This is a genomic window from Paraburkholderia acidicola (genome assembly GCF_002362315.1).
Taxonomy (GTDB): domain Bacteria; phylum Pseudomonadota; class Gammaproteobacteria; order Burkholderiales; family Burkholderiaceae; genus Paraburkholderia; species Paraburkholderia acidicola.
Map to the genome: position 1 here is coordinate 116,085 of NZ_MTZV01000005.1, position 20,192 is coordinate 136,276.

At 62.8% G+C, this 20,192-nt stretch carries 19 protein-coding genes; 6 read left to right on the top strand and 13 right to left on the bottom strand.

The genetic code is table 11. From position 1 onward, the window contains the following. Positions 1–108 precede the first annotated feature (108 nt). The 3 genes from BWP39_RS18795 to BWP39_RS18805 form a co-directional block, all read right to left on the bottom strand. Positions 109–1,668, bottom strand: a complete 1,560-nt coding sequence (locus BWP39_RS18795; RefSeq protein WP_096722891.1) for a UxaA family hydrolase — start codon at positions 1,666–1,668, stop codon at positions 109–111. A 41-nt stretch (positions 1,669–1,709) separates the two neighbouring features. After that, a complete protein-coding gene (locus BWP39_RS18800; protein ID WP_096722893.1) occupies positions 1,710–2,993 on the bottom strand; it encodes an MFS transporter in 1,284 nt (427 codons plus the stop codon). A 519-nt stretch (positions 2,994–3,512) separates the two neighbouring features. Next, positions 3,513–3,833, bottom strand: a complete 321-nt coding sequence (locus BWP39_RS18805; RefSeq protein WP_096722895.1) for a type II toxin-antitoxin system HicA family toxin — start codon at positions 3,831–3,833, stop codon at positions 3,513–3,515. A gap of 380 nt (positions 3,834–4,213) precedes the next feature. Here BWP39_RS18805 and BWP39_RS18810 point away from each other — a divergent pair, with 380 nt between their 5' ends. Further along, the gene (locus BWP39_RS18810; RefSeq protein WP_096722897.1) at positions 4,214–5,044 is read left to right on the top strand and encodes a class I SAM-dependent methyltransferase; all 831 of its coding nucleotides are present in this window, start codon (positions 4,214–4,216) and stop codon (positions 5,042–5,044) included. Between the two features lie 25 nt (positions 5,045–5,069). Here the strand turns inward: BWP39_RS18810 and BWP39_RS18815 are convergent, their stop codons facing one another. Further along, positions 5,070–5,636 carry a DUF1415 domain-containing protein gene (locus tag BWP39_RS18815; RefSeq protein ID WP_207556954.1) on the bottom strand — a complete coding sequence of 189 codons (567 nt, stop codon included), beginning with the start codon at positions 5,634–5,636 and terminating at the stop codon, positions 5,070–5,072. Continuing rightward, positions 5,636–6,283 (bottom strand): TetR/AcrR family transcriptional regulator, encoded by a 648-nt coding sequence (locus tag BWP39_RS18820; RefSeq protein ID WP_096722899.1) that lies wholly within the window; start codon positions 6,281–6,283, stop codon positions 5,636–5,638. Before BWP39_RS18820 ends, BWP39_RS18815 begins: the two co-directional genes overlap by 1 nt. Before the next feature lie 169 nt (positions 6,284–6,452). Between BWP39_RS18820 and BWP39_RS18825 the strand changes: the two genes are divergently transcribed. Together BWP39_RS18825 and BWP39_RS18830 are read left to right on the top strand one after the other, a co-directional pair. Next, entirely contained in the window at positions 6,453–7,736 is a 1,284-nt protein-coding gene (locus tag BWP39_RS18825; RefSeq protein WP_096722901.1) for an MFS transporter, read from the top strand. Positions 7,737–7,872: 136 nt separating this feature from the next. Beyond that, positions 7,873–8,475, top strand: a complete 603-nt coding sequence (locus BWP39_RS18830; RefSeq protein WP_096722903.1) for a nitroreductase family protein — start codon at positions 7,873–7,875, stop codon at positions 8,473–8,475. A gap of 86 nt (positions 8,476–8,561) precedes the next feature. On the opposite strand, the gene BWP39_RS18835 is transcribed toward BWP39_RS18830, so the two are convergent. Then, the gene (locus BWP39_RS18835) at positions 8,562–10,040 is read right to left on the bottom strand and encodes an MFS transporter (RefSeq protein ID WP_096722905.1); all 1,479 of its coding nucleotides are present in this window, start codon (positions 10,038–10,040) and stop codon (positions 8,562–8,564) included. A 157-nt stretch (positions 10,041–10,197) separates the two neighbouring features. On the opposite strand from BWP39_RS18835, the gene BWP39_RS18840 reads away from it, so the two are divergent. Further along, positions 10,198–11,451: an Hsp70 family protein gene (locus BWP39_RS18840; protein ID WP_096722907.1), complete on the top strand. Its 1,254-nt coding sequence runs from the start codon at positions 10,198–10,200 to the stop codon at positions 11,449–11,451. An 84-nt stretch (positions 11,452–11,535) separates the two neighbouring features. On the opposite strand, the gene BWP39_RS18845 is transcribed toward BWP39_RS18840, so the two are convergent. Beyond that, the gene (locus BWP39_RS18845) at positions 11,536–11,739 is read right to left on the bottom strand and encodes a cold-shock protein (protein ID WP_091019821.1); all 204 of its coding nucleotides are present in this window, start codon (positions 11,737–11,739) and stop codon (positions 11,536–11,538) included. Between the two features lie 460 nt (positions 11,740–12,199). Between BWP39_RS18845 and BWP39_RS18850 the strand changes: the two genes are divergently transcribed. Next, positions 12,200–13,792: an APC family permease gene (locus BWP39_RS18850; protein ID WP_096722909.1), complete on the top strand. Its 1,593-nt coding sequence runs from the start codon at positions 12,200–12,202 to the stop codon at positions 13,790–13,792. Between the two features lie 154 nt (positions 13,793–13,946). Here BWP39_RS18850 and BWP39_RS18855 read toward each other — a convergent pair whose 3' ends face one another. The 6 genes from BWP39_RS18855 to hemA all read right to left on the bottom strand — a co-directional run bounded on the left by BWP39_RS18855 (position 13,947) and on the right by hemA (position 19,306). Continuing rightward, positions 13,947–14,732 (bottom strand): DODA-type extradiol aromatic ring-opening family dioxygenase, encoded by a 786-nt coding sequence (locus BWP39_RS18855; protein ID WP_096722911.1) that lies wholly within the window; start codon positions 14,730–14,732, stop codon positions 13,947–13,949. Positions 14,733–14,910: 178 nt separating this feature from the next. Continuing rightward, a complete protein-coding gene (locus BWP39_RS18860; RefSeq protein ID WP_096722913.1) occupies positions 14,911–15,528 on the bottom strand; it encodes a UbiX family flavin prenyltransferase in 618 nt (205 codons plus the stop codon). A 31-nt stretch (positions 15,529–15,559) separates the two neighbouring features. Beyond that, positions 15,560–15,871, bottom strand: a complete 312-nt coding sequence (grxD, locus tag BWP39_RS18865) for a Grx4 family monothiol glutaredoxin (protein WP_096722915.1) — start codon at positions 15,869–15,871, stop codon at positions 15,560–15,562. An 81-nt stretch (positions 15,872–15,952) separates the two neighbouring features. Next, on the bottom strand, positions 15,953–16,789 hold the full coding sequence (gene prmC / locus BWP39_RS18870) for a peptide chain release factor N(5)-glutamine methyltransferase (RefSeq protein WP_096722917.1): 837 nt from the start codon (positions 16,787–16,789) through the stop codon (positions 15,953–15,955). Positions 16,790–16,801: 12 nt separating this feature from the next. Next, positions 16,802–17,884, bottom strand: a complete 1,083-nt coding sequence (gene prfA, locus BWP39_RS18875) for a peptide chain release factor 1 (protein ID WP_091019834.1) — start codon at positions 17,882–17,884, stop codon at positions 16,802–16,804. A gap of 135 nt (positions 17,885–18,019) precedes the next feature. After that, the gene (gene hemA, locus BWP39_RS18880; RefSeq protein WP_096722919.1) at positions 18,020–19,306 is read right to left on the bottom strand and encodes a glutamyl-tRNA reductase; all 1,287 of its coding nucleotides are present in this window, start codon (positions 19,304–19,306) and stop codon (positions 18,020–18,022) included. A gap of 624 nt (positions 19,307–19,930) precedes the next feature. Between hemA and BWP39_RS18885 the strand changes: the two genes are divergently transcribed. Beyond that, positions 19,931–20,185 carry a hypothetical protein gene (locus BWP39_RS18885; protein ID WP_096722921.1) on the top strand — a complete coding sequence of 85 codons (255 nt, stop codon included), beginning with the start codon at positions 19,931–19,933 and terminating at the stop codon, positions 20,183–20,185. Positions 20,186–20,192 lie beyond the last annotated feature (7 nt).

A 20,192-nucleotide genomic window follows, 5' to 3' on the forward strand; every position in this document is an offset into this window, starting at 1 on the left:
GGCGTACGCCAGGGCTCGCCGCGGTTCGCCATTGTCACACCCATACCGGTGCACAGCAAACCTCGCGAAACAACGCCTCACGAGCGAACCGTCGTATGCGCTCCCACTTCAGGTAATCACACCGACCTGCCACGGTACGAATTCGCTTTGCCCATAACCATGCAGTTCGCTCTTCGAGCGCGTACCCGATGCGCAATCGAGCATCATCCGGAAGATCTCGTCGCCGAGTTCATCGATGTTCGCCGTGCCGTCGATCACACCACCGCAATTGATGTCGATATCGTCCTGCTGCCGCTCCCACAATGCCGTGTTGGTCGCGAGTTTCAGCGACGGCGATGGCGCGCAGCCGTAGGCCGATCCGCGGCCGGTCGTGAAGCAGATCAGATTCGCACCCGAAGCCACCTGACCGGTCGCCGACATCGGATCGTAGCCGGGCGAATCCATGAACACGAAGCCTTTTGCGTCGATTGGTTGAGCGTATTCGTAGACGTCGACGAGATTCGTCGTGCCGCCTTTCGCGACCGCGCCAAGCGATTTCTCGAGAATCGTCGTGAGACCGCCAACTTTATTTCCCGCCGACGGATTGTTATCGAGCGCCGCACCGTTGCGTGCGCAGTAGTCCTGCCACCATGCAATGCGCGCGAGCAGCTTCTCGCCGATCTCGCGGTTTACCGCACGGCGCGTCAATAGATGTTCCGCACCATAGATTTCCGGCGTCTCTGAGAGGATCGCCGTACCGCCGTGTCGCACGAGCCGATCGACTGCCGCGCCGAGCGCCGGATTGGCCGAAATACCCGAGTAACCGTCGGAGCCGCCGCATTGCAAACCGACCATCAGATGCGACGCGGGCACCGGCTCACGGCGCACGCGGTTTGCATCGGCGAGCATTTCGCGGACCGTTGCGATGCCGTGCTCGATCGTTTTGCGCGTACCGCCGCTGTCCTGAATCGTGAAGCTGCGCAGTCGCTTCGGGTCGTCGCCGAATCCACCCGCTTCGAGTACACCGCCGATCTGATTGGTCTCGCAACCGAGACCGACGAACAGTACCGATGCGAAGTTCGGATGCGCGGCGTAACCGGCCAGTGTGCGACGCAGGATCGCGAGTCCTTCGCCGTGCAGGTCGATTCCGCAGCCGAGGCCATGCGTGAGCGCGATCACGCCGTCGACATCCGGATAGTCGGCCAGCGCCTCCGGATGCACGTCGCGCCGGAAGTGATCGGCAATCGCGCGCGCGACCGTGGCCGAGCAGTTCACGCTGGTCAACACGCCGATGTAGTTGCGCGTGGCGATGCGCTCGCCGTTCGTCGCTGCGGCTGGTCGGCGGATGCCCATGAAATGCGCGGGCTGCGCGACGTACGCCGTTGGATGCAAATCGATACCGAACGCATGCTCGCGTGCGAACTCGGCCATGCTGAGGTTGTGGACGTGTACGTGCTGGCCGGGTGCAATGGCGTCACGTGCCACGCCGATGATCTGGTTGTAGCGCTTCACTGGCTCACCTTGCGCGATCGCGCGCGTCGCGAGCTTGTGCCCCGGAGGAATCAATCCCGAGACGACAACGCGTTCGGACTCGATCGCTGTACCGGATACGAGCTGACGCGTGGCGATCACGACATCGTCGTTGGGATGCAGCCGGATCACGGCGTGGGCGGCGGTGAGAGTCGACATGGGTTCCTCGAATGCAAAAGTGGGTGCTTCCATCAGACCGGTCAGATCGGCGAGCGCACGGCTTCCGGATCATCGTGACGCGCGGAGTCGCCAGACAACGGCTCGATCCGTCCGACGATCACCAGATAGCTGAACGCGCCGAGAAAACAGAAACCACCCGCGACGATCAGCGGAATCGTGAACGAGCCTTTCGTCATCGCGACCATCACACCGGTGAACGTCGTGATGACGATGCCCGCGAGGTTGGACGCAAAGTTCTGGATACCGCTGATCGAAGCAACATGGCGCGGCGAAGGCGCGACATCGGCGGGCAGCGACCAGATACTGGCAGCGGCAAACGCAAGGCTGCCGTACGCGATGCCGAAGAACCCGAGCATCAGGTAGATGTTCGACGTGAACGCAGACAACGTGATCACCGACGACATCAGCATGCCGCCCACCATGCACGTCTTGCGCGAGGCGGTGAGACTCCAGCCGCGTCGATAGAGCGCATCGGAGATATAGCCGCCGAGCCAGCCGCCCGGAATCGAGATCAGCGCGGGGACCATGCCGAGCGTGCCGAGCGATTTCAGCGAGAAGCCGCGTGTCTGCACGAGATAGCTTGGAAACCACGTGATGAAGAAGTAGATGACGAAGTTCAGGCAAAAGAAGCCGATCATCATTCCCCACATCGTGCGGTGGCGGAACAGCGAGGCCCACGTCGCATCACCGGCACTGCGCACGTGCGGCTGCGGCACGACGTCTTTCTCGCCGGTCATGTCGCCGTGCGCTGGGCTGCGATAGATCGCAAACCAGCCGAGCATCCACACCGCGCCGATCAACCCGGTGATCACAAACGAAGCCTTCCATCCGAGCGTACCGATGATCAGCGCGACGACGGGAATCGACAGCGCGGAGCCGACCCGCGACCCGCTATCGAAGATGCTGGTGGCGAGCGCGCGCTGCGCAGGCTTGAACCACTGGCTGACGAGCTTCGCACACGATGGGTAGGCGCCCGCTTCACCGATACCGAGCATCAGCCGGCAGCCGAACATCCCCATCACGCTCGAGGTCGCCGCGGTCGCGGCGGTGAAGAGCGACCACCAGCCCACCGCGAGCGGCAGCGCGATGCGCGCGCCAACCCGGTCGATGAACCAGCCGAACGGCATCTGCATCAGCGCATAGGTCCAGAAGAAGCCGCTCAGGATCAGGCCCATTTCGGCGGGGCCGATGCCGAGCGCCTTTTCGATCTGCGGTGCCGCGACAGCGAGATTCGCGCGATCGATGTAGTTCACCGCGATCGCGAGGAAGCAGAACAGGATCACCACCCAGCGCATTTTCCTCATGACTACGTCTCCTCCAGTGGCGGCATCGATTGTATGGATCGTGCCGTCCGCTGCGATGCCAGGCAGGCGGGCGGTCTGTCCTGTGCGTTCTGCTCTGGTGGCGGAACTGCTTTGGGGTGTTGCGGTAGGACTAGCGTGCTGCGTTAACGTCGTGACGGTCTACGTTGCGAGCGCGTCTGCAACCGGCTGCTCGTTCAGGTCGAGTATCGTTTTCACGTTGAGCGGCTCTTCTCGATGTCGATGCAGATTTATGCATCATAGCGGATGCCGAATTCTGGGTTTCCGCGCAATAAGGCGGCCAGTGGAGGGATGATCGGGAGGGGATTTTGGCGTCGTCACGTTGGCGACGAAAGGACCTGGAGCGGCGTGCAGGCGAAGCGTGCGATGCCATGCAGGCGTCAGCCGCCACGCAGCGTCAAATGAAGGTGTAGTACGCATGGTTGACGACGCAACTGCGCTGCCCAGCGCAACCACGCGCCCACCCGGGCACCTGGCGCGCGCAGTCAACCCGCGAACCAGCTACCCCGGATAAGCCTCATCAACCTTCAACCCCGCCAGCTTGAAAATCACCCGCAAGGTTTGCGGCTTGATATCGCGCCGCGAAGCGAGCGTCGTCATCACGAAGTCGAGCACCTTCGCGTACTTGAGCAGCGTCAACGAGCTTTCGAGGTCGACGCTTCCATCGCGCATCGCCTCGGCGAGCCGCAGCATCTCGCTGGAAATGTCGCGTGCCATTTCCAGTTCGAGTTGTTGCTTCTCCGTCCATGCTGGCGTCGCCGTCAGCTTCGCAAGCAGTTCCTGAAACTTCTGCTCTGCGCTTCCGTTGGGTATCGCGTCCATTGCCGCCTCTTCATCGTCTGAGCGCGCTTCCGGTTGAGATCGCGGCGCACTGCAGGTTACGTAACGTTCGAGCCCGTGTTCCGGGTCCGACCTCCCACACGCTTGACGGTCCGCACGATCGAAAGCGGTGTCCGGCAGCCTGTCCTTGTTGTTCTGCGGGCCTCGACAGGCAGGCCGGCATTCAGCATGACGGCGCGGCGTTTGCCCCGCACCGCGCCTGGCGTAATCAAGAGCAGGAAGTATTCCAGGTTGGTGCGCCTCAGTCCCGTTGCACCGGTAAAAAACTCGCTCGATCGCGCTTTCGGTAAACTGGCAGCAACTTTTCTCTTTTTCCGTCACCTGTCGCACGTTCGCGATGCAATCGGTGGCGGTTTCAATCGATGTCCAGCAAAACGCACGAAATCCGTCCCAACCAGTCCGTCGAACTGCTGAAGGAGCTGCATATCCTGACGCGCGACGGCAAGATGAATCAGGACAGCCGTCGCAAGCTGAAGCAGGTCTATCACCTGTTCCAGTTCATCGAGCCGTTGCTGAAAGAATTGAAAGCAGCGCAGGGCGACATGACGCTCGTCGATCACGGCGCGGGCAAGTCGTATCTCGGCTTCATCCTCTACGACCTGTTCTTCAAGGAGCAGCATGACGGTTCGCACATCTACGGCATCGAGACGCGCGAAGAGCTGGTGGTGAAATCGCAGGAGCTGGCGACGCGGCTGGGCTTCGGTGGGATGTCGTTTCTGAATCTGTCGGTGGCGGACTCGATCGTGTCGGACCGCCTGCCGCCTTCAATTGATATCGTCACCGCGCTGCACGCCTGCGACACTGCCACCGACGACGCCATCCGCTTCGCGCTGCAGAAGCAGGCGAAGTACATCGTCGTGGTGCCGTGCTGTCAGGCCGAAGTGGCGGGCGTTCTACGGCGCAACAAGGGGAAGTCGCTCGGGCAGGCGCTCGCGGAGATGTGGCGCCATCCGCTGCACACGCGCGAATTCGGCAGCCAGATCACCAACGTGCTGCGCTGCCTGCAACTGGAGGCGCACGGGTATCAGGTGAGCGTGACTGAACTGGTCGGCTGGGAACACTCGATGAAAAACGAGCTGATCATCGCCCAGTACAAGGACTTGCCGCGGCGCCGTCCGGCGGAGCGGCTCAATGAAGTGATGGATACGCTGGGTATCGCCGAGATGCGCGAGCGGTTTTTCGCGCCGGCTTGAACTTCGTTGTGAGGCCTGGCGCGGTTTAGTCCTGCGCGGGCTGGCTCATCCAGTCGAGCCAGCCTGCGTGACCCAGGCGCCGGAGCGTTTCCTGATTGCGTTCGTAGATATCGGCGGCATCGGGGAACGCATCGACCGCACGCTCGATGCTCGCCTCGCGCAGCAGATGCAGGATCGGATACGGCGCGCGGTTCGTGTAGTTCTCGATATCGTCGGCTTCGCTCCCTTCGAACTGATACCGCGGGTGAAAACTCGCGATCTGCAGTTCGCCTTCGAGGCGCAACTGCCGCAATAGCCGATCCGCGAAAAACAGGCAGTCGTTGTAGTCGGTGAAATCGGCGAGTGCGTGCGGGAGGATTAGCAGTGTTGTGTCGATTGCGGCGGGATCGGCGGCGGTGAGTGTTTGCAACTCCGCTTCGAGATCGGTCAGCACGCCTTCGAGGCTCGTGGCTTCGCTGATCGCGTAGCGGATCTGCTGCTTCACATGCACAGCCTTGGCGAACGGACACAGGTTCAGACCGATCACCGCGCGTGTGAGCCAGTGGTGGGTAGCGGCCAGCACGTCGTCGTGCGAGAGAGATGAGTCCGTCATCACGGCTGCGATGTGGCCGGCGTCCCGGTGCAAGCCGAAGCGATCAACAGCGCAGCCACACGCGGCGCCGTGCGTATCGGCCCGCAACCCGGGCCGTAAGTCTGGCTCGCCGCATAGATTCCTTCGATCAACAACCCGAGCGCATCCGCAAGCGCGGCGGGGTCGTCCGCCCCGGCTTCACTTGCAAGCTCATTCAACCGCGCCATCAGCTTCGTTTTATTGCGCAGCACGCAGAGTCGCGCCGGGTGCGACGCATCCGGGAATTCCGTCGATACGTTGACGAACGGGCAGCCGCGATAGTCATCCACCGATGCGCGTCCCGACAGATCTTCGAAGTACTGCACGAGCTGTTTTGCCGGTTCGCCAGGATGACGGGCGAGGCTCTGTTCGAAGCGCCGGAAGAACCCTTCGTCCGATCGCTCGAGGTAAGCGACAACCAGATCGTCCTTCGACGAGAACTGCCGGTACAGGCTCATTTTGTTGACACCCGCCAGTTCGACCACCGCGTCGACACCGACGGCGCGCACGCCTTCCCGATAAAAAAGTTCGGCGGCCGCGTTCAACAGATGCTCCTGCGCCTCGGCGCCGGCCATCTGCGTACGGCTGCGGCGACCCGCTTCGGGCTTGACGGTCGTGCTCTCGGTCATGGCATTCCACCTTCGGTTCATCGATGGCTTGACATGTTACCGACCAGTCACTAAGATCGCAACTCCATTGTGACAGATCGGTCACAAGTCCTTTACCGGATTGGTAACAATCCGGCCTCATTGAAAGCGGCGCACTGCCCATGGCGGAAGCAGGCCGACTGGAGAACCGATGAACTGGGCAGCAAGAAGGATCGGCGGGCGTTTTCATTACGGGTGGCTCACCGTGGCCGTCGTGTTTCTGGTGTTGCTGGCCGCAGCGGGTACGCGCGCCACGCCGAGCGTGATGATGCTGCCGCTCGAACATCAGTTCGGCTGGAGCCGCGCGACGATTTCACTCGCGATCTCGGTCAACATCGCGCTCTATGGCTTGATGGGGCCGTTTGCCGCCGCGGCCATGCAGCGCTTCGGCGTGCGGCCGACGGTACTGGTGGCGCTCTCGACGATGGCGGCCGGCGTCGCGCTTTCATCGCTGATGACCGCGCCGTGGCAGATGATCCTGATCTGGGGCGTGATGGTGGGCGGCGCAACGGGCGTCGCGGCGCTGTCGCTGTCGGCGACTGTCGTGAACCGCTGGTTCACGACGCATCGCGGTCTCGTGATGGGCATCCTGACCGCCAGTTCGGCAACCGGACAACTTGTGTTCCTGCCGCTACTCGCATCGATCGCGGAGCATCACGGCTGGCGTCAGGTGGTGTGGGTCGTCGCGGGGGCCGCGGCGGTTGTCCTGCCGCTCGTCGCGTTCCTGCTGCCTGAGCGGCCCGACAGCGTCTCACAGCGCCCGTACGGCGAAGCGCCTGGCGCGGCGGTGGCCACGCGCATCGAAACGAAGAATCCTCTGCAGATCGCATTCGGTACGCTTGCGTCGGCAAGCAAGACACGCGATTTCTGGTTGTTGTTCTTCAGTTTCTTTATCTGCGGTGCGAGCACTAACGGCTACATTGGCACCCACCTGATCGCGATGTGCGGCGACCACGGTATGACCGAAGTGCAGGGCGCATCGCTGCTCGCCGCGATGGGCATCTTCGATCTGTTCGGTACGACGTTGTCGGGCTGGTTGTCGGATCGCTTCAACAGTCGCGTGCTGCTGTTCTGGTACTACGGGCTGCGCGGCCTGTCGCTGATGTACTTGCCGCACGCGTTCGGCATCGACTTCTACGGCCTGCCGATCTTCGCGCTGTTCTACGGGCTCGACTGGATCGCCACCGTGCCGCCGACCGTGCGTCTCGCCACCGACGTCTACGGCAAGGAAGCCGCGCCCGTCGTGTTCGGCTGGATCGTCGCGGGCCATCAACTCGGCGCGGCATTCGCGGCGCTCGGCGCGGGCATGCTGCGCGCGAGCCTTGGCACCTACACCGTCGCATCGATGATTTCGGGCGGATTGTGCCTCGTCGCATCGGTGCTGGTATTGCGCATCAACCGGAGCGACCGGCCGGTCGCGGCACAAGCCGCCTGAGTGCGTTCGCACCGGCACCGACGACGTTCGTTGCGTTGAACATGCGTGCGCTTAAGCGCATTGTGCGAAGCCCGGGTTATGCTATGTGCCCCCGGGCGTTCGCCCGTCGACATATAACCTCGACTGAGAGAAGCGCATGACGACTAAACCCGCACCGACCGACGTTTCCATTCACGAACTGCTCGCTGGGCGCTGGAGCCCGCGGGCCTTTTCGAATGAGCCGGTGAGCCGCGAGCAATTGCATTCGGTTCTCGAGGCCGCGCGCTGGGCGCCGTCGTCCTTCAACGCACAGCCGTGGCGTTTCCTTGTATTCGATCGCAGCACAGACGAAGCTGCATTCAAGCGCGCCTTCGCAACGCTCGTGCCGTTCAATCAAGGCTGGAATGGATCGGTGCCGGTATTGATCGCCGTGACCACGCAGACGCTGACGAGCAAGGGTGAAGTCAATCGTTGCGCACCCTACGATGCAGGTGCGGCCGCGATGGCGCTGGTGTTGCAGGCTCATGCGCTCGGGCTCGCAGCGCATCAGATGGCTGGTGTCGACATCAATGCTTTCCGCAGCGCGTTTGCTATTCCCGACGATGTTGAAGTGATCGCGATGATCTCGCTTGGACACTATGGCGATGCGGCGAAACTCGACCCGGCGTTGCGTGATCGCGAGAAGGCTGGGCGTACGCGTTCGCCGCTCGGCGACATTGCATTTGCCGGCGCATGGAAGAAGCCTTTCGTGGCAGCTTGAGTACGCGGTAGCGCAACGTAGAACGCGCGGCTTTTGCCGCGCGTTTTTGTTTATGGCGCCGGTGCAGTGGCGATTGTGCAGCGGCCTTACTCGTTATCTGTAACCGCTGACAGCGGTGTAGCCACACTCTCCAGCGATTTCCTTTCCGCATCGACACCCCAGATCCCCGCGATTACCGCCGCAACGAGCATGAGCGCCGAGCCGAGCAGATAACCCGAGAACACTTCACTACGCTGCTGCGTGTCGATCAGCCGGCCGAACAACGCCGGCCCAGCAATGCCTCCGAGCGCGGTGCCAAACGCATAGAACACCGCGATCGCCAGCGCGCGGATTTCGAGCGGAAACGATTCGCTCACCGTCAGATACGCCGAACTGGCCGCCGCCGAGGCAAAGAAGAAGATCGTCATCCACGCAAGCGTTTGTGTCGTCACCGTGAGCCACTGCTGTTCGAACAGATAGCCGCTCACGGCTAGCAGAATGCCCGATAGCGCATAGGTGGTCGCGATCATCACGCGACGGCCGATCACGTCGAAGAGCCGACCGAGCACGAGCGGCCCGAGAAAGTTACCCAGTGCGAACGGCAGCAGGTACCAGCCGATGTGGTCTCCTGGCACGTGATAGAAATCGCTGAGCACCAGCGCGTAGGTGAAGAAGATCGCGTTGTAGAAGAACGCCTGCGCGGTCATCAGCGAGAGCCCGACCAGCGAACGCTGTCGATGCCGCCTGAACAGCGTATTGAACACTTCGCTGAGCGCCGTATGTTTGCGTACGCGCAGCCGCAGACGGCTCGTGGTGGTATCGACGGTTGGCAACGTGGCGCCGGTCGCGTGAAAACGCGCTTCGATACCTTCGACGATCGTGCGGGCCTCGTCGGCTTCGCCATGCGTCAGCAGCCAGCGCGGACTTTCGGGCACCCATGCGCGCATCGGCAGGATCGCGAGAGCGAGCACCGCGCCGATCAGGAAGCACGCGCGCCAGCCCCAGTCCGCGGGCAGCAGGCCCGGATCGAGCAGCACCAGCGAGCCCGTCGCACCGAGCCCCGCACCGACCCAGAACGTGCCGTTGATCGCGAGATCGGTCCAGCCGCGCACGCGTGCGGGCATGAACTCCTGGATCGTCGAGTTGATCGCCGTATATTCACCGCCGATACCGGCACCGGTCAGGAAGCGGAACACGATGAAGCTCGCGAGATTCCACGACAGCGCGGTAGCCGCGGTCGCGGCGAGGTAGAGGGTGAGCGTGATGAAGAAGAGCTTGCGGCGGCCGAGCCGGTCGGTGAGCCAGCCGAAACCGAGCGCACCGAGCACCGCGCCCGCGATGTAGGCACTACCCGTCAACCCGACATCCGCGTTGGAAAAATGCAGCGCCGGACTCGTTTTCAGCGCACTCGCGACGGCGCCCGCCAGCGTTACTTCAAGCCCATCCAGCAGCCAGGTGATGCCGAGCGCCGCAACGATCAGCGAGTGAAAACGACCCCACGGCAGGCGGTCGAGCCGCGCAGGCAGGTCGGTGACGACGATCGCGGGCGATGTATCGCGCGGTATGGCGGTGGACGGCCCGGTCATTTCGGCTTGTCTCCTGGCGTCGCGTGATTGGACGGTATAACCGGCCATCATGAGCAATTTCCGTTCCGCGCGCCGGTTGCCGTGCGTGGCGCTTTCGTGATAAAAAGCCGGTCCCCCTCTTTCTGTCAGCGCCCGCCGCGAGCGGCGACTTCCTGCGATGACTTATTGTGCGATTGACTTCGGCACGTCGAATTCGGCGGTCGCGTTGCCCGACGCCGCCGGGACGCTGCGTCTCGCGCCCGTCGAGCGTGACTACACGACGCTGCCTACTGCCGTGTTCTTCAATGTCGACGAGAATACCCGCGAGTTCGGCCGCGCGGCGCTGGAGGCGTATATCGATGGCTTCGACGGGCGCTTGATGCGCTCGATGAAGAGCATCCTTGGGTCATCACTGGCGGAAACGACGACCGATCTCGGCGATGGGTCCGCGATCCGCTATACCGATGTGATCGCGCTGTTCGTCGAGCATCTGAAGCGCTCTGCGGAAACGGCCGCGGGCGCGCCGATTCATCGTGCAGTGCTGGGCCGGCCAGTGTTTTTCGTCGACGACGATCCTCGCGCCGACCAGCTTGCGCAGCAGCAGCTCGAGGCGGCGGCGCGCTCGGTCGGTTTGCGCGAGATCCACTTCCAGTACGAACCGATTGCCGCTGCCTTCGACTACGAATCGCATCTCGAGGCGGAAGGGCTCGTACTCGTGGCCGATATCGGTGGGGGTACGTCGGACTTCTCGCTGGTGCGCGTCGGGCCGCAGCGCATGCATCGGCTCGAACGGAAAGACGATGTGCTCGCGCACCACGGTGTGCACGTGGCCGGAACCGATTTCGACCGCCGCGTCGAACTCGCGACGATCCTGCGCGAACTCGGCTATCAGACGTTCGATCCCGAAGGTCGCGAGATCCCGAACCGCGTGTATTTCGATCTGGCCACATGGCACCTGATCAACACCGTCTACTCGCCCAAGCGCGTCAGCGAACTGTCGCTGATGCGGCATCTGTATCCCAACCTCCGGCATCACGACCGCCTGATGCGGGTCGTCGAGCGGCATCTGGGACACGCGCTGGCGGCACACGCGGAAGAAGCGAAGATCGGCGTGGCGGCGGGCGGCGAGACGGTAATCGACCTCGATGAAGTGGAGGATGATCTGCGGCTCGCATTCGATGAAGCCCAGCTCGTCGAGGCGGGACTGGAAGAAACCCGGCGTATCGTCCTCGCCGCACGCGATACCGTGCAGGCCGCGGGCATTGCCCCACGCGACGTGACGGCGGTCTACTTCACCGGTGGATCGACAGGACTGAGGTTTCTGTCGAGCGCGCTGGCGGCCGCATTTCCGGACGCACAACCGGTGTTCGGCGATCGCCTCGCGAGCGTCGCAACCGGGCTCGGTATTCACGCGCAACGTCTGTTCGTCTGAAATAAAACTCGCATAAGCCTGTGCTAAAAACAAAAAACCCCGCCAAGGCGGGGTTTTGTGCGTCCAGAAAAGGAAGCGTGCAGCTTACACCGGCTTGATGTTCGCAGCTTGCTTGCCCTTCGGGCCGGTCTTCACTTCGAAAGACACTTTTTGGTTTTCTTGCAGCGTCTTGAAGCCTTCCGTGCGGATTTCCGAGAAATGCGCGAACAGATCTTCGCCGCCGCCGTCGGGAGTGATGAAGCCAAAGCCCTTTGCGTCATTGAACCACTTGACGGTACCGGTTTCCATATTACTTGTTCCTAAAGATGATGAATAAGGCCGAAGCCCGTGGGGTGCATGAAAATCAAGGAAGGGGGTAATGGGACCAACCGGAGTACCGTTGATGGGCGAACTACGAAAGACCAATTCACTCGCCGCTTGAAATCCTGCCCGTCCGTTATACGGACATTTCGAGAGAAGGTCAATCGAAACCCGCAGCCGCACAAGGTTTTAGCTCCTGGCCCAAGTATTGCTTACAAAGCTTTCTATTCATCTGGATTTTTTCCTGGGGACAACCCGCATTTTCACTGCAATGATCTGGGGCAACCGTTAAACTACGCGCCGCGTGATGGTTGCACCCGGCCCGGGTTCGCGCACCACGCACGGCGGTCGGTCGCCGTTAAGAACAGATCCCGCTTCAACAGCTCTTTTTGCAGGGCGCCGCGGCGATACGATAGAGACCGGCAGGCTCTCGAACACAGGAGAAGACGTGAAAAGTTCTATTCAACGGAACATCGGGCCGGTGGCGCTGATGCTGACCGGCCTCGGTTCGATCATCGGCTCGGGCTGGCTGTTCGGCGCATGGAAAGCGGCAAAAATTGCAGGTCCGGCGTCGATTTGTGCATGGATTATCGGTGCGGTCGTGATTCTCGCTATCGCGCTCACCTATGCCGAACTGGGCGCGATGTTTCCGGAGTCGGGCGGTATGGTGCGCTACGCGCGCTATTCGCACGGCGCACTGGTCGGTTTTATCAGCGCATGGGCCAACTGGATTGCCATCGTCTCGGTGATTCCGATCGAAGCCGAAGCATCGATCCAGTACATGAGCACCTGGCCATACCAGTGGGCACACGATCTATTCGTGAACGGATCGCTAACCACACTAGGGTTATTGCTTTCCGCGGTGCTCGTGGTCATCTACTTCATGCTGAATTACTGGGGCGTCAAGCTGTTCGCCCGGGCCAATTCGGCGATCACGGTCTTCAAGTTCCTGATTCCCGGTGCCACGATCCTGGGCCTGATGCTGACGGGCTTTCACCACGAGAACTTCGGTGAAGCCAGCACGTTTGCTCCGTACGGCTGGTCGGCGGTGTTTACCGCGGTGGCGACGAGCGGCATCGTGTTCGCGTTCAACGGTTTCCAGAGCCCGATCAACCTCGCCGGCGAAGCGCGCAATCCGGCGAAGAGCGTGCCGTTCGCGGTGATCGGCTCGATCCTGCTGGCGCTCGTGATCTACGTGCTGCTGCAGATCGCGTACATCGGCGCGGTGAATCCGACCGACGTGCTGAAGGGCTGGAGCCATTTCAACTTCGCCTCGCCGTTCGCCGAACTCGCGCTCGCGCTGAATCTGAACTGGCTCGCCATCCTGCTGTATGTCGACGCATTCGTCAGCCCGAGCGGCACCGGTACGACGTACATGGCAACGACGACCCGCATGATCTACGCGATGGAGCGCAACAACACGATGCCCAAGATGTTCGGCAACGTGCATCCGCTCTACGGCGTGCCGCGTCAGGCGATGTGGTTCAACCTGCTCGTGTCGTTCATCTTCCTGTTCTTCTTCCGCGGCTGGAGCTCGCTGGCGGCGGTGATTTCGGTGGCGACGGTGATCTCGTACCTGACGGGCCCGATCAGCCTGATGGCCCTGCGCCGCGCAGCAACCGATCTCGACCGGCCGCTGCACATTCCGGGCATGAAGGTGATCGCGCCGTTCGCCTTCGTCTGCGCATCGCTGATCCTGTTCTGGGCGAAATGGCCGCTCACCGGCGAAATCATCCTGCTGATGATCGTCGCGCTCCCGGTGTACTTCTACTATCAGGCGAAGGCAGGCTTCGCCGGCTGGGGCCGCGATCTGAAGGCAGCGTGGTGGCTCGTCGCGTATCTGCCGGTGATGGCGGTTCTGTCGCTGATCGGCAGCAAGCAGTTTGGCGGCCACAACATCCTGCCGTACGGCTGGGACATGCTCGTCGTGATCATCTGCTCGCTGATCTTCTATTACTGGGGTGTGCATACCGGCTATCGCACCGACTACCTCAACGAGCGTGAGAACCCGGACGAGATTCTCGAAGGGATCGGCGCTTGAGGTATTACATACGCGGTCTGCCTGCCTGAATGGTGGGCAGACCGCGCAGCAGAGCGGATGCGGTAAACGACAAGGCCCGCCTTGACTGATTCAGGTCAAGGCGGGCCTCGTCGTTTCTGGTTACGGCGTTGATACCACCGCCGCTACGTCGCTGTTATGCGCTGCCGAATACGTAGTTCGTCATCGCCAGGGTGCGCTGGTAGGTGCCCAGCGACTGGATCGACAGCGTGTAATCGTCATCCGCGGCGCCGAGTGCGGCGAATACCGGCAGCAGGTGCTCGTCGGTGGGATGCATCAACACCGCGTGCGGCGCACGGCTGCGATAGTCGAGCAACGCATCGATATCGTGTGCGGCCAGCCGCTCTTCGAACCAGTCCGTGAATTCGGCGACACGCGGATCGGCGTCTTGCGGGCTTGCCGAGAAGTCGGCGCTGCGCAGGTTATGCGTGATCTGGCCGGAGCCGATCACCATCACGCCATCGTCCTTCAGCGCGCGCAGCGCCCGGCCTACACGGAAGTGGTGAGCGGCGTCCATGTGAGGCTGGATCGACAACTGTGCGACGGGGATATCGGCGGCAGGGAACATCAGCAGCATCGGCACCCATGCGCCGTGGTCGAGCCCGTGTGCTTGCGTGGTTGCAAGCAGGCCGTGCTCGCTCAGCTGAGCGGCGGCGCGGCGTGCCACGTCGGGCGCGCCGGGGGCCGGATAGCGGATCTCGTAGAGCGCGCGCGGAAAGCCGTAGAAGTCGTGGATCGTCTCGGGTTGTTGCGCGGTGCTGGCCACCGGCGCTGCCGTGCCCCAGTGGGCGGAGAGCATCAGGATCGCGTCAGGACGCGGCAACTGGGTCGACAACGCCGCGAATTCGCCCGACGGCATGGACGGATCGATCGGCAGGGTTGGCGCACCGTGCGAGAGGAAAAGAGCAGGTAGACGGGTCATCGCAGCGAGGCCGCGGCAAAAGCGGCTAGAAGGTTTCGTTGCGTTGAATATAGAGGCGAACCCGCTGTGGATAAACACGCGGGCGCGGATTTAACTGCGTCGCGGCTGTTGCTAATCGGCCTGGCGCGGAGTGGCCTGCGCAACTCCACTGAACCCGGGCCGGTGCAAACGCTGCAGATCACTCTTCCGTACTACGCAGACCGCCCCAGACCGGCGCGAGACCCGGCCCGCCGAGTGCGAACAGGTCCAGCACGCGCGCCACCGTGTGATCGACCATTTCGTCGATCGATGCCGGTGCGTTGTAGAACGCCGGCAACGGCGGAAAAATCACACCGCCCATTTCAGTCACGGCCGTCATGTTGCGCAGATGCGCGAGATTGAGCGGCGTCTCGCGGACCATCAGCACCAGCCGGCGGCGCTCCTTCAGCGTGACGTCGGCCGCGCGCGTGATCAGGTTGTCGGAGAGCCCGTGCGCAATGCTCGCAAGCGTTTTCATCGAACACGGCGCGACGATCATGCCGTCAGTGCGGAAGGACCCGGACGCAATGGTTGCGCCGACATCGCGCACCGAATGGACCACATCGGCGAGCGGATGAACGTCTTCTTTCGATAACTGCAGTTCGTGCCGGATATTGAGCCAGCCGGCACTGGAGATCAGCAGATGGGATTCAACGCCGCCAAGCCGCCGTAGCGTTTCAAGCAGCCGGATGCCGTACACAGCGCCGGTCGCGCCGGTGATCGCGATGATCAGCCGGTGCGGTGCCGCCACGCTTGGGTCGAGGGAGGGCGGCACCATCGTGCGGACGAGCGGTTCGTGAGGATGCCGCTCAGGCGGCAGCGAACAGTTGCTGCAGCTCGCCCGACTGATACATCTCCATCATGATGTCCGAGCCGCCGACAAACTCACCCTTCACGTACAGCTGCGGGATGGTCGGCCAGTTCGAGAATTCCTTGATGCCCTGACGGATGCCGTCGTCCTCGAGGACGTTGACGGTCTTCAGTTCGTCGACGCCACATGCCTTCAGGATCTGGATGGCGCGGCCCGAAAAACCGCACATCGGGAATTGCGCGGTGCCCTTCATGAAGAGCACGACGGTGTTTTCGTCGACGATTTGCTTGATGCGTTGTTGCGTGTCCATGAGGCTGACCTTGCGGTTCCAGAGTGATGTGGGGATAGGTTGAAATGATAGCGGATTTCGCGTAGAGCGGCCTCGCGCGCCTCAGCCGGGCATCTGGCCACCGCTGATACGCTCGATCCCGGCAAGATCGCGGGCCGAACTGGCGGCGAGCAAACCGCGCTCCGTGAGCAGTGCGCGTACGGCCGCTGCCTGGTCGTAGCCGTGCTCGATCCAGAGTGCGCCGCCGGGCACGAGGTGGGGCGGCGCGCCTGCGACGATCATGCGGATCGCCGCCAGGCCGTCGGCCTCGTCGGTCAATGCGCCGCGCGGTTCGAAGCGCAGATCGCCCTGGCTCAGATGAGGGTCGTCGCTGGCGATATACGGGGGATTGCTGACGATGACGTCGAACTGCAGCGCAGTATCGAGTGCTGCGTACCAGTCGCCGTGTGCGAATTGCAGCGGTCCGCCGGGACGCGCTGGATCGAGCAATCGAGCGGCGTTGCGCGCCGCGACGCCGAGCGCTCCGGCCGAGCGGTCAGTTGCCCGGATGCGCGCATCGGGCCGCTCCGAGGCGATCGCGACAGCAATCGCGCCGGTGCCGGTGCCCAGATCGAGGACACGCGGCGCCCGGCGCCCGACAAGTACCGCCAGCGCCGTTTCAACGAGCAATTCGGTTTCGGGCCGCGGAATCAGCACATCCGGCGTGACCTCGAAGTCGAGCCCGAAGAATTCCCGCGAGCCGATCAGTTGCGCCACCGGCTCGCCCGCCACACGGCGTGCTTCGAGCGCGCGGAAACGATCGACAGGCGCGGCATCGAGCGGCTCGTCGCTGCGCGTAATCAACTCGGTACGGCGCCAGCCGAGCACATGCCCGAGCAGGATGCGCGCTTCGAGTGGCGCTAGCGGCGAGGCACGCAACAGGGCGGCGACGGTATCCATGCGAGCCTGCCGTCAGTCAGCGTCGCCCAGCGACGCCAGCAGTTCGGCCTGATGCTCGCTGACGAGCGCCGCGATCAGTTCGTCGAGATCGCCGTCCATGATCGAGTCGAGCCGGTACAGCGTCAGGTTGATCCGGTGATCGGTCAACCGCCCCTGCGGAAAGTTGTAGGTGCGGATACGTTCCGAGCGGTCGCCGGAGCCGATCAGGCTCTTGCGCGTCGCGGCTTCTTTCGCCTGCTGCTCGTGAGATTGCTTGTCCTTGATGCGCGCAGCTAGCACCTTCAGCGCGCGATCTTTGTTCTTGTGCTGCGAGCGATCGTCCTGGCACTCGACGACGATACCGGTCGGCAGGTGGGTAACGCGCACCGCCGAGTCGGTCTTGTTGATGTGCTGGCCGCCCGCGCCGGACGCGCGGAACGTGTCGATACGCAGATCGGCTGGATTGATTTCGACTTCGCCAATCTCATCCGCTTCGGGCATCACGGCGACGGTGCAAGCAGACGTGTGAATGCGGCCCTGCGTTTCGGTGGCCGGCACGCGTTGCACGCGATGCCCGCCCGATTCGAATTTCAGCTTCGAATACGCCGCTTCGCCCGCGATCCGCACGATCACTTCCTTATAGCCGCCGAGGTCGGATTCGCTCGCCGACATCATCTCGACCTGCCAGCGGTTGCGTTCCGCGTAGCGCAGGTACATCCGCAGCAGATCGCCCGCGAACAGCGCCGATTCGTCGCCGCCCGTGCCCGCGCGGATTTCGACGAAGATGTTGCGCTCGTCGTTCGGATCTTTTGGCAGCAGCATCTTCTGCAGTTCGGCGGCGAGCTGTTCCATGCGCTCGCGTGCCGCGCGGATTTCTTCTTCCGCGAAGTCGCGCATCGATGCATCGGCGAGCAGTTCCTGCGCGGTCGCCGCATCGCCGGCCGCGTGGCGCCACTGCGCGTACTGCTCCACGACCGGGCCGAGTTCGGCATGCTCACGCGTGAGCTTGCGGTATTGGTCGAGATTCGCCGTGATGTCTTCACGGCTCAACAGATCGTTTAGTTCGGCCAGTCGGGTAGTGAGCTGGTCGAGCTTGCTTTGCATGCTCGTTTTCATCGGTCGGTCGGAGCGTGTTCCGGAAAGGACGGCGGGGTAAGTAAGGAACGGACTGGGCGCGGGCCCTGAGGCGGGCGCCGGGCGGGCTCGCGGGGAAACGGCAAGCGGGCCCGGGGCGCGGTGGCGGCAGGGCCGCTAACGCTCCGTAGAGCCGGAGTGTTTGTAGAAGCCGCCCATCAGGTCGATGAGCGCGTCGCGGTCCGCACCGCTCGCGCGATTGAGCGCATGTGTGGGACCGTGGATCAGTTTGTTGGTGAGCGCCTGCGACAGCGCTTCGAGCACGGCAGCGGGATCTTCGCCGCGCGCGAGCATCTTTTGCGCGCGCTCCACTTCCGCGCGACGCAGCGCGTCCGCCTGGGTGTGCATGTGGCGAATGACCGGCACGATGCTGCGCGCATCGAGCCACTGCATGAAGTTCTGTACGCGCGTTTCGATGATCGCTTCGGCCTGGGCGACTGCGGCCTGGCGCGAGGCATTGCCTTCGCGAACGATCGCGCCGAGGTCGTCGACGGTGTACAGGAAGACGTCTTCGAGCTTGCCGACTTCGGGTTCGATGTCGCGCGGCACCGCGAGGTCGACCATGAAAATCGGCCGGTGGCGGCGGGCCTTCACGGCGCGCTCGACGGCGCCGAGCCCGATGATCGGCAGCGTCGATGCCGTGCACGACACGACGATATCGAACTCGTGCATCCGTGTGGGCAGCTCGGCGAGCGGAATGGCGCGACCGTTGAAGCGTTCAGCGAGCCGTGAGCCGCGTTCGGCGGTGCGATTCGCGACCACCAGTTCGCGCGGCTGCTGGGCGGCGAAGTGCGTCGCGCACAGTTCGATCATTTCGCCCGCGCCAATGAACAGCACGCGCTGGTTCGCGATCTTGTCGAAGATGCGCTGCGCGAGCCGCACGGCGGCGGCGGCCATCGAGACCGACTGCGCGCCGATTTCAGTGGTGCCGCGCACTTCCTTCGCGACTGCGAAGGTGCGCTGGAACAGCTGGTTCAGGTAAGTCCCGAGCGCGCCGGCTTCCGATGCCGTGCGTACCGCGTCTTTCATCTGCCCGAGAATCTGCGTTTCGCCGAGCACCATCGAATCGAGCCCCGACGCAACGCGAAACGCATGGCGTACCGCTTCCGACTGCGGCAGCGCATAGACGTGTGGCGCGAGTTCGTCGACGGGGAGGTTGTGGTACTTCGACAGCCAGTGGATGGCGGCTTCGCGGGCGGCCTGGTCGTCGGTGGCGCAGTAGAGTTCGGTGCGGTTGCAGGTGGACAGGATGGCGGCTTCGGGGGCCGTGGGGGCCATGCGCCCCAGCCAGAGGTCCTTGAACGTCGCGAGGGCAGGTTTGATCTGTTCGAGCGGAAACGCCACACGTTCGCGCAAGGCGACGGGTGCGGTGTGGTGATTGATTCCGATCGTTAGAAGCTGCATATGCGGGGCTATGGTTGCGGCCAATATTATAGCGTTTTCACGATTCTTTCAGTCCGTCCGGCATATTCGGGCTATTACGTACGGCCGGTGGCGGCCGGCACCGTGGGGTTGTCATGCGGCTTCAGAGACCGCGGCCGGGGTGGCAAAGCGGCGTCGGGCAAGGGTGAGGAGGCCGTTACGCGGCAGTCTGGCCGGTGGATGTGACAAATGAGGCGAAGTCGGAGCTGACTTCTGTACGTTGCCGCACACGCGACCTTACGCCGCGGCGCGGTTTTGCCGGTCCGCTTCGGGCGCGGCGAACCGAGTGACAAACTGGACTGGTTTTCGGACCGCCGGTCATGTAAAAATCACGGTGCGCGGAATAAACGGTAAATAAAAGCCAGCCAACTTACCGTAATTCCGGCTTCGCGCGACCGAAACGAATTCGTAGAACCATAGCCGTCCGAATGGTCAAAACGTAGGCAGAATGCGGATTACGCGGCTTGCCATAGATTATTGCGCCCCGTAAACTCATTCGATGGACCCAGGCAGCAATGCCGGCCCTCAGTAAAACGGAATAAAAATGCTCCTTGGGGAAACGATTTTCGCCCACACAATTAATCTGATTCATGGCGAGGTCGACTGATGGGTTGGTTCGGCATTATCGTGCTGGGCGCCACAGTCGGTCTGGCGGGTGCATGGTTGCATCCCCTGCGGCGCGCAACCCGCGCTCGCTGGTGGCTCGCTGTCGTAGCCGGTATCGCCGGCGCGGCGCTGGGTCTGATGGCCGGCAATGTGACCGGTCTCTTTCATGACGGCGACACGCTCGAATGGCCCTTTTGCACGGCCTTCGCGTTCATTGCCGTCGCCCTGACGGTCGGCTTGTTCTCCCGTCGCTGAATGTTTG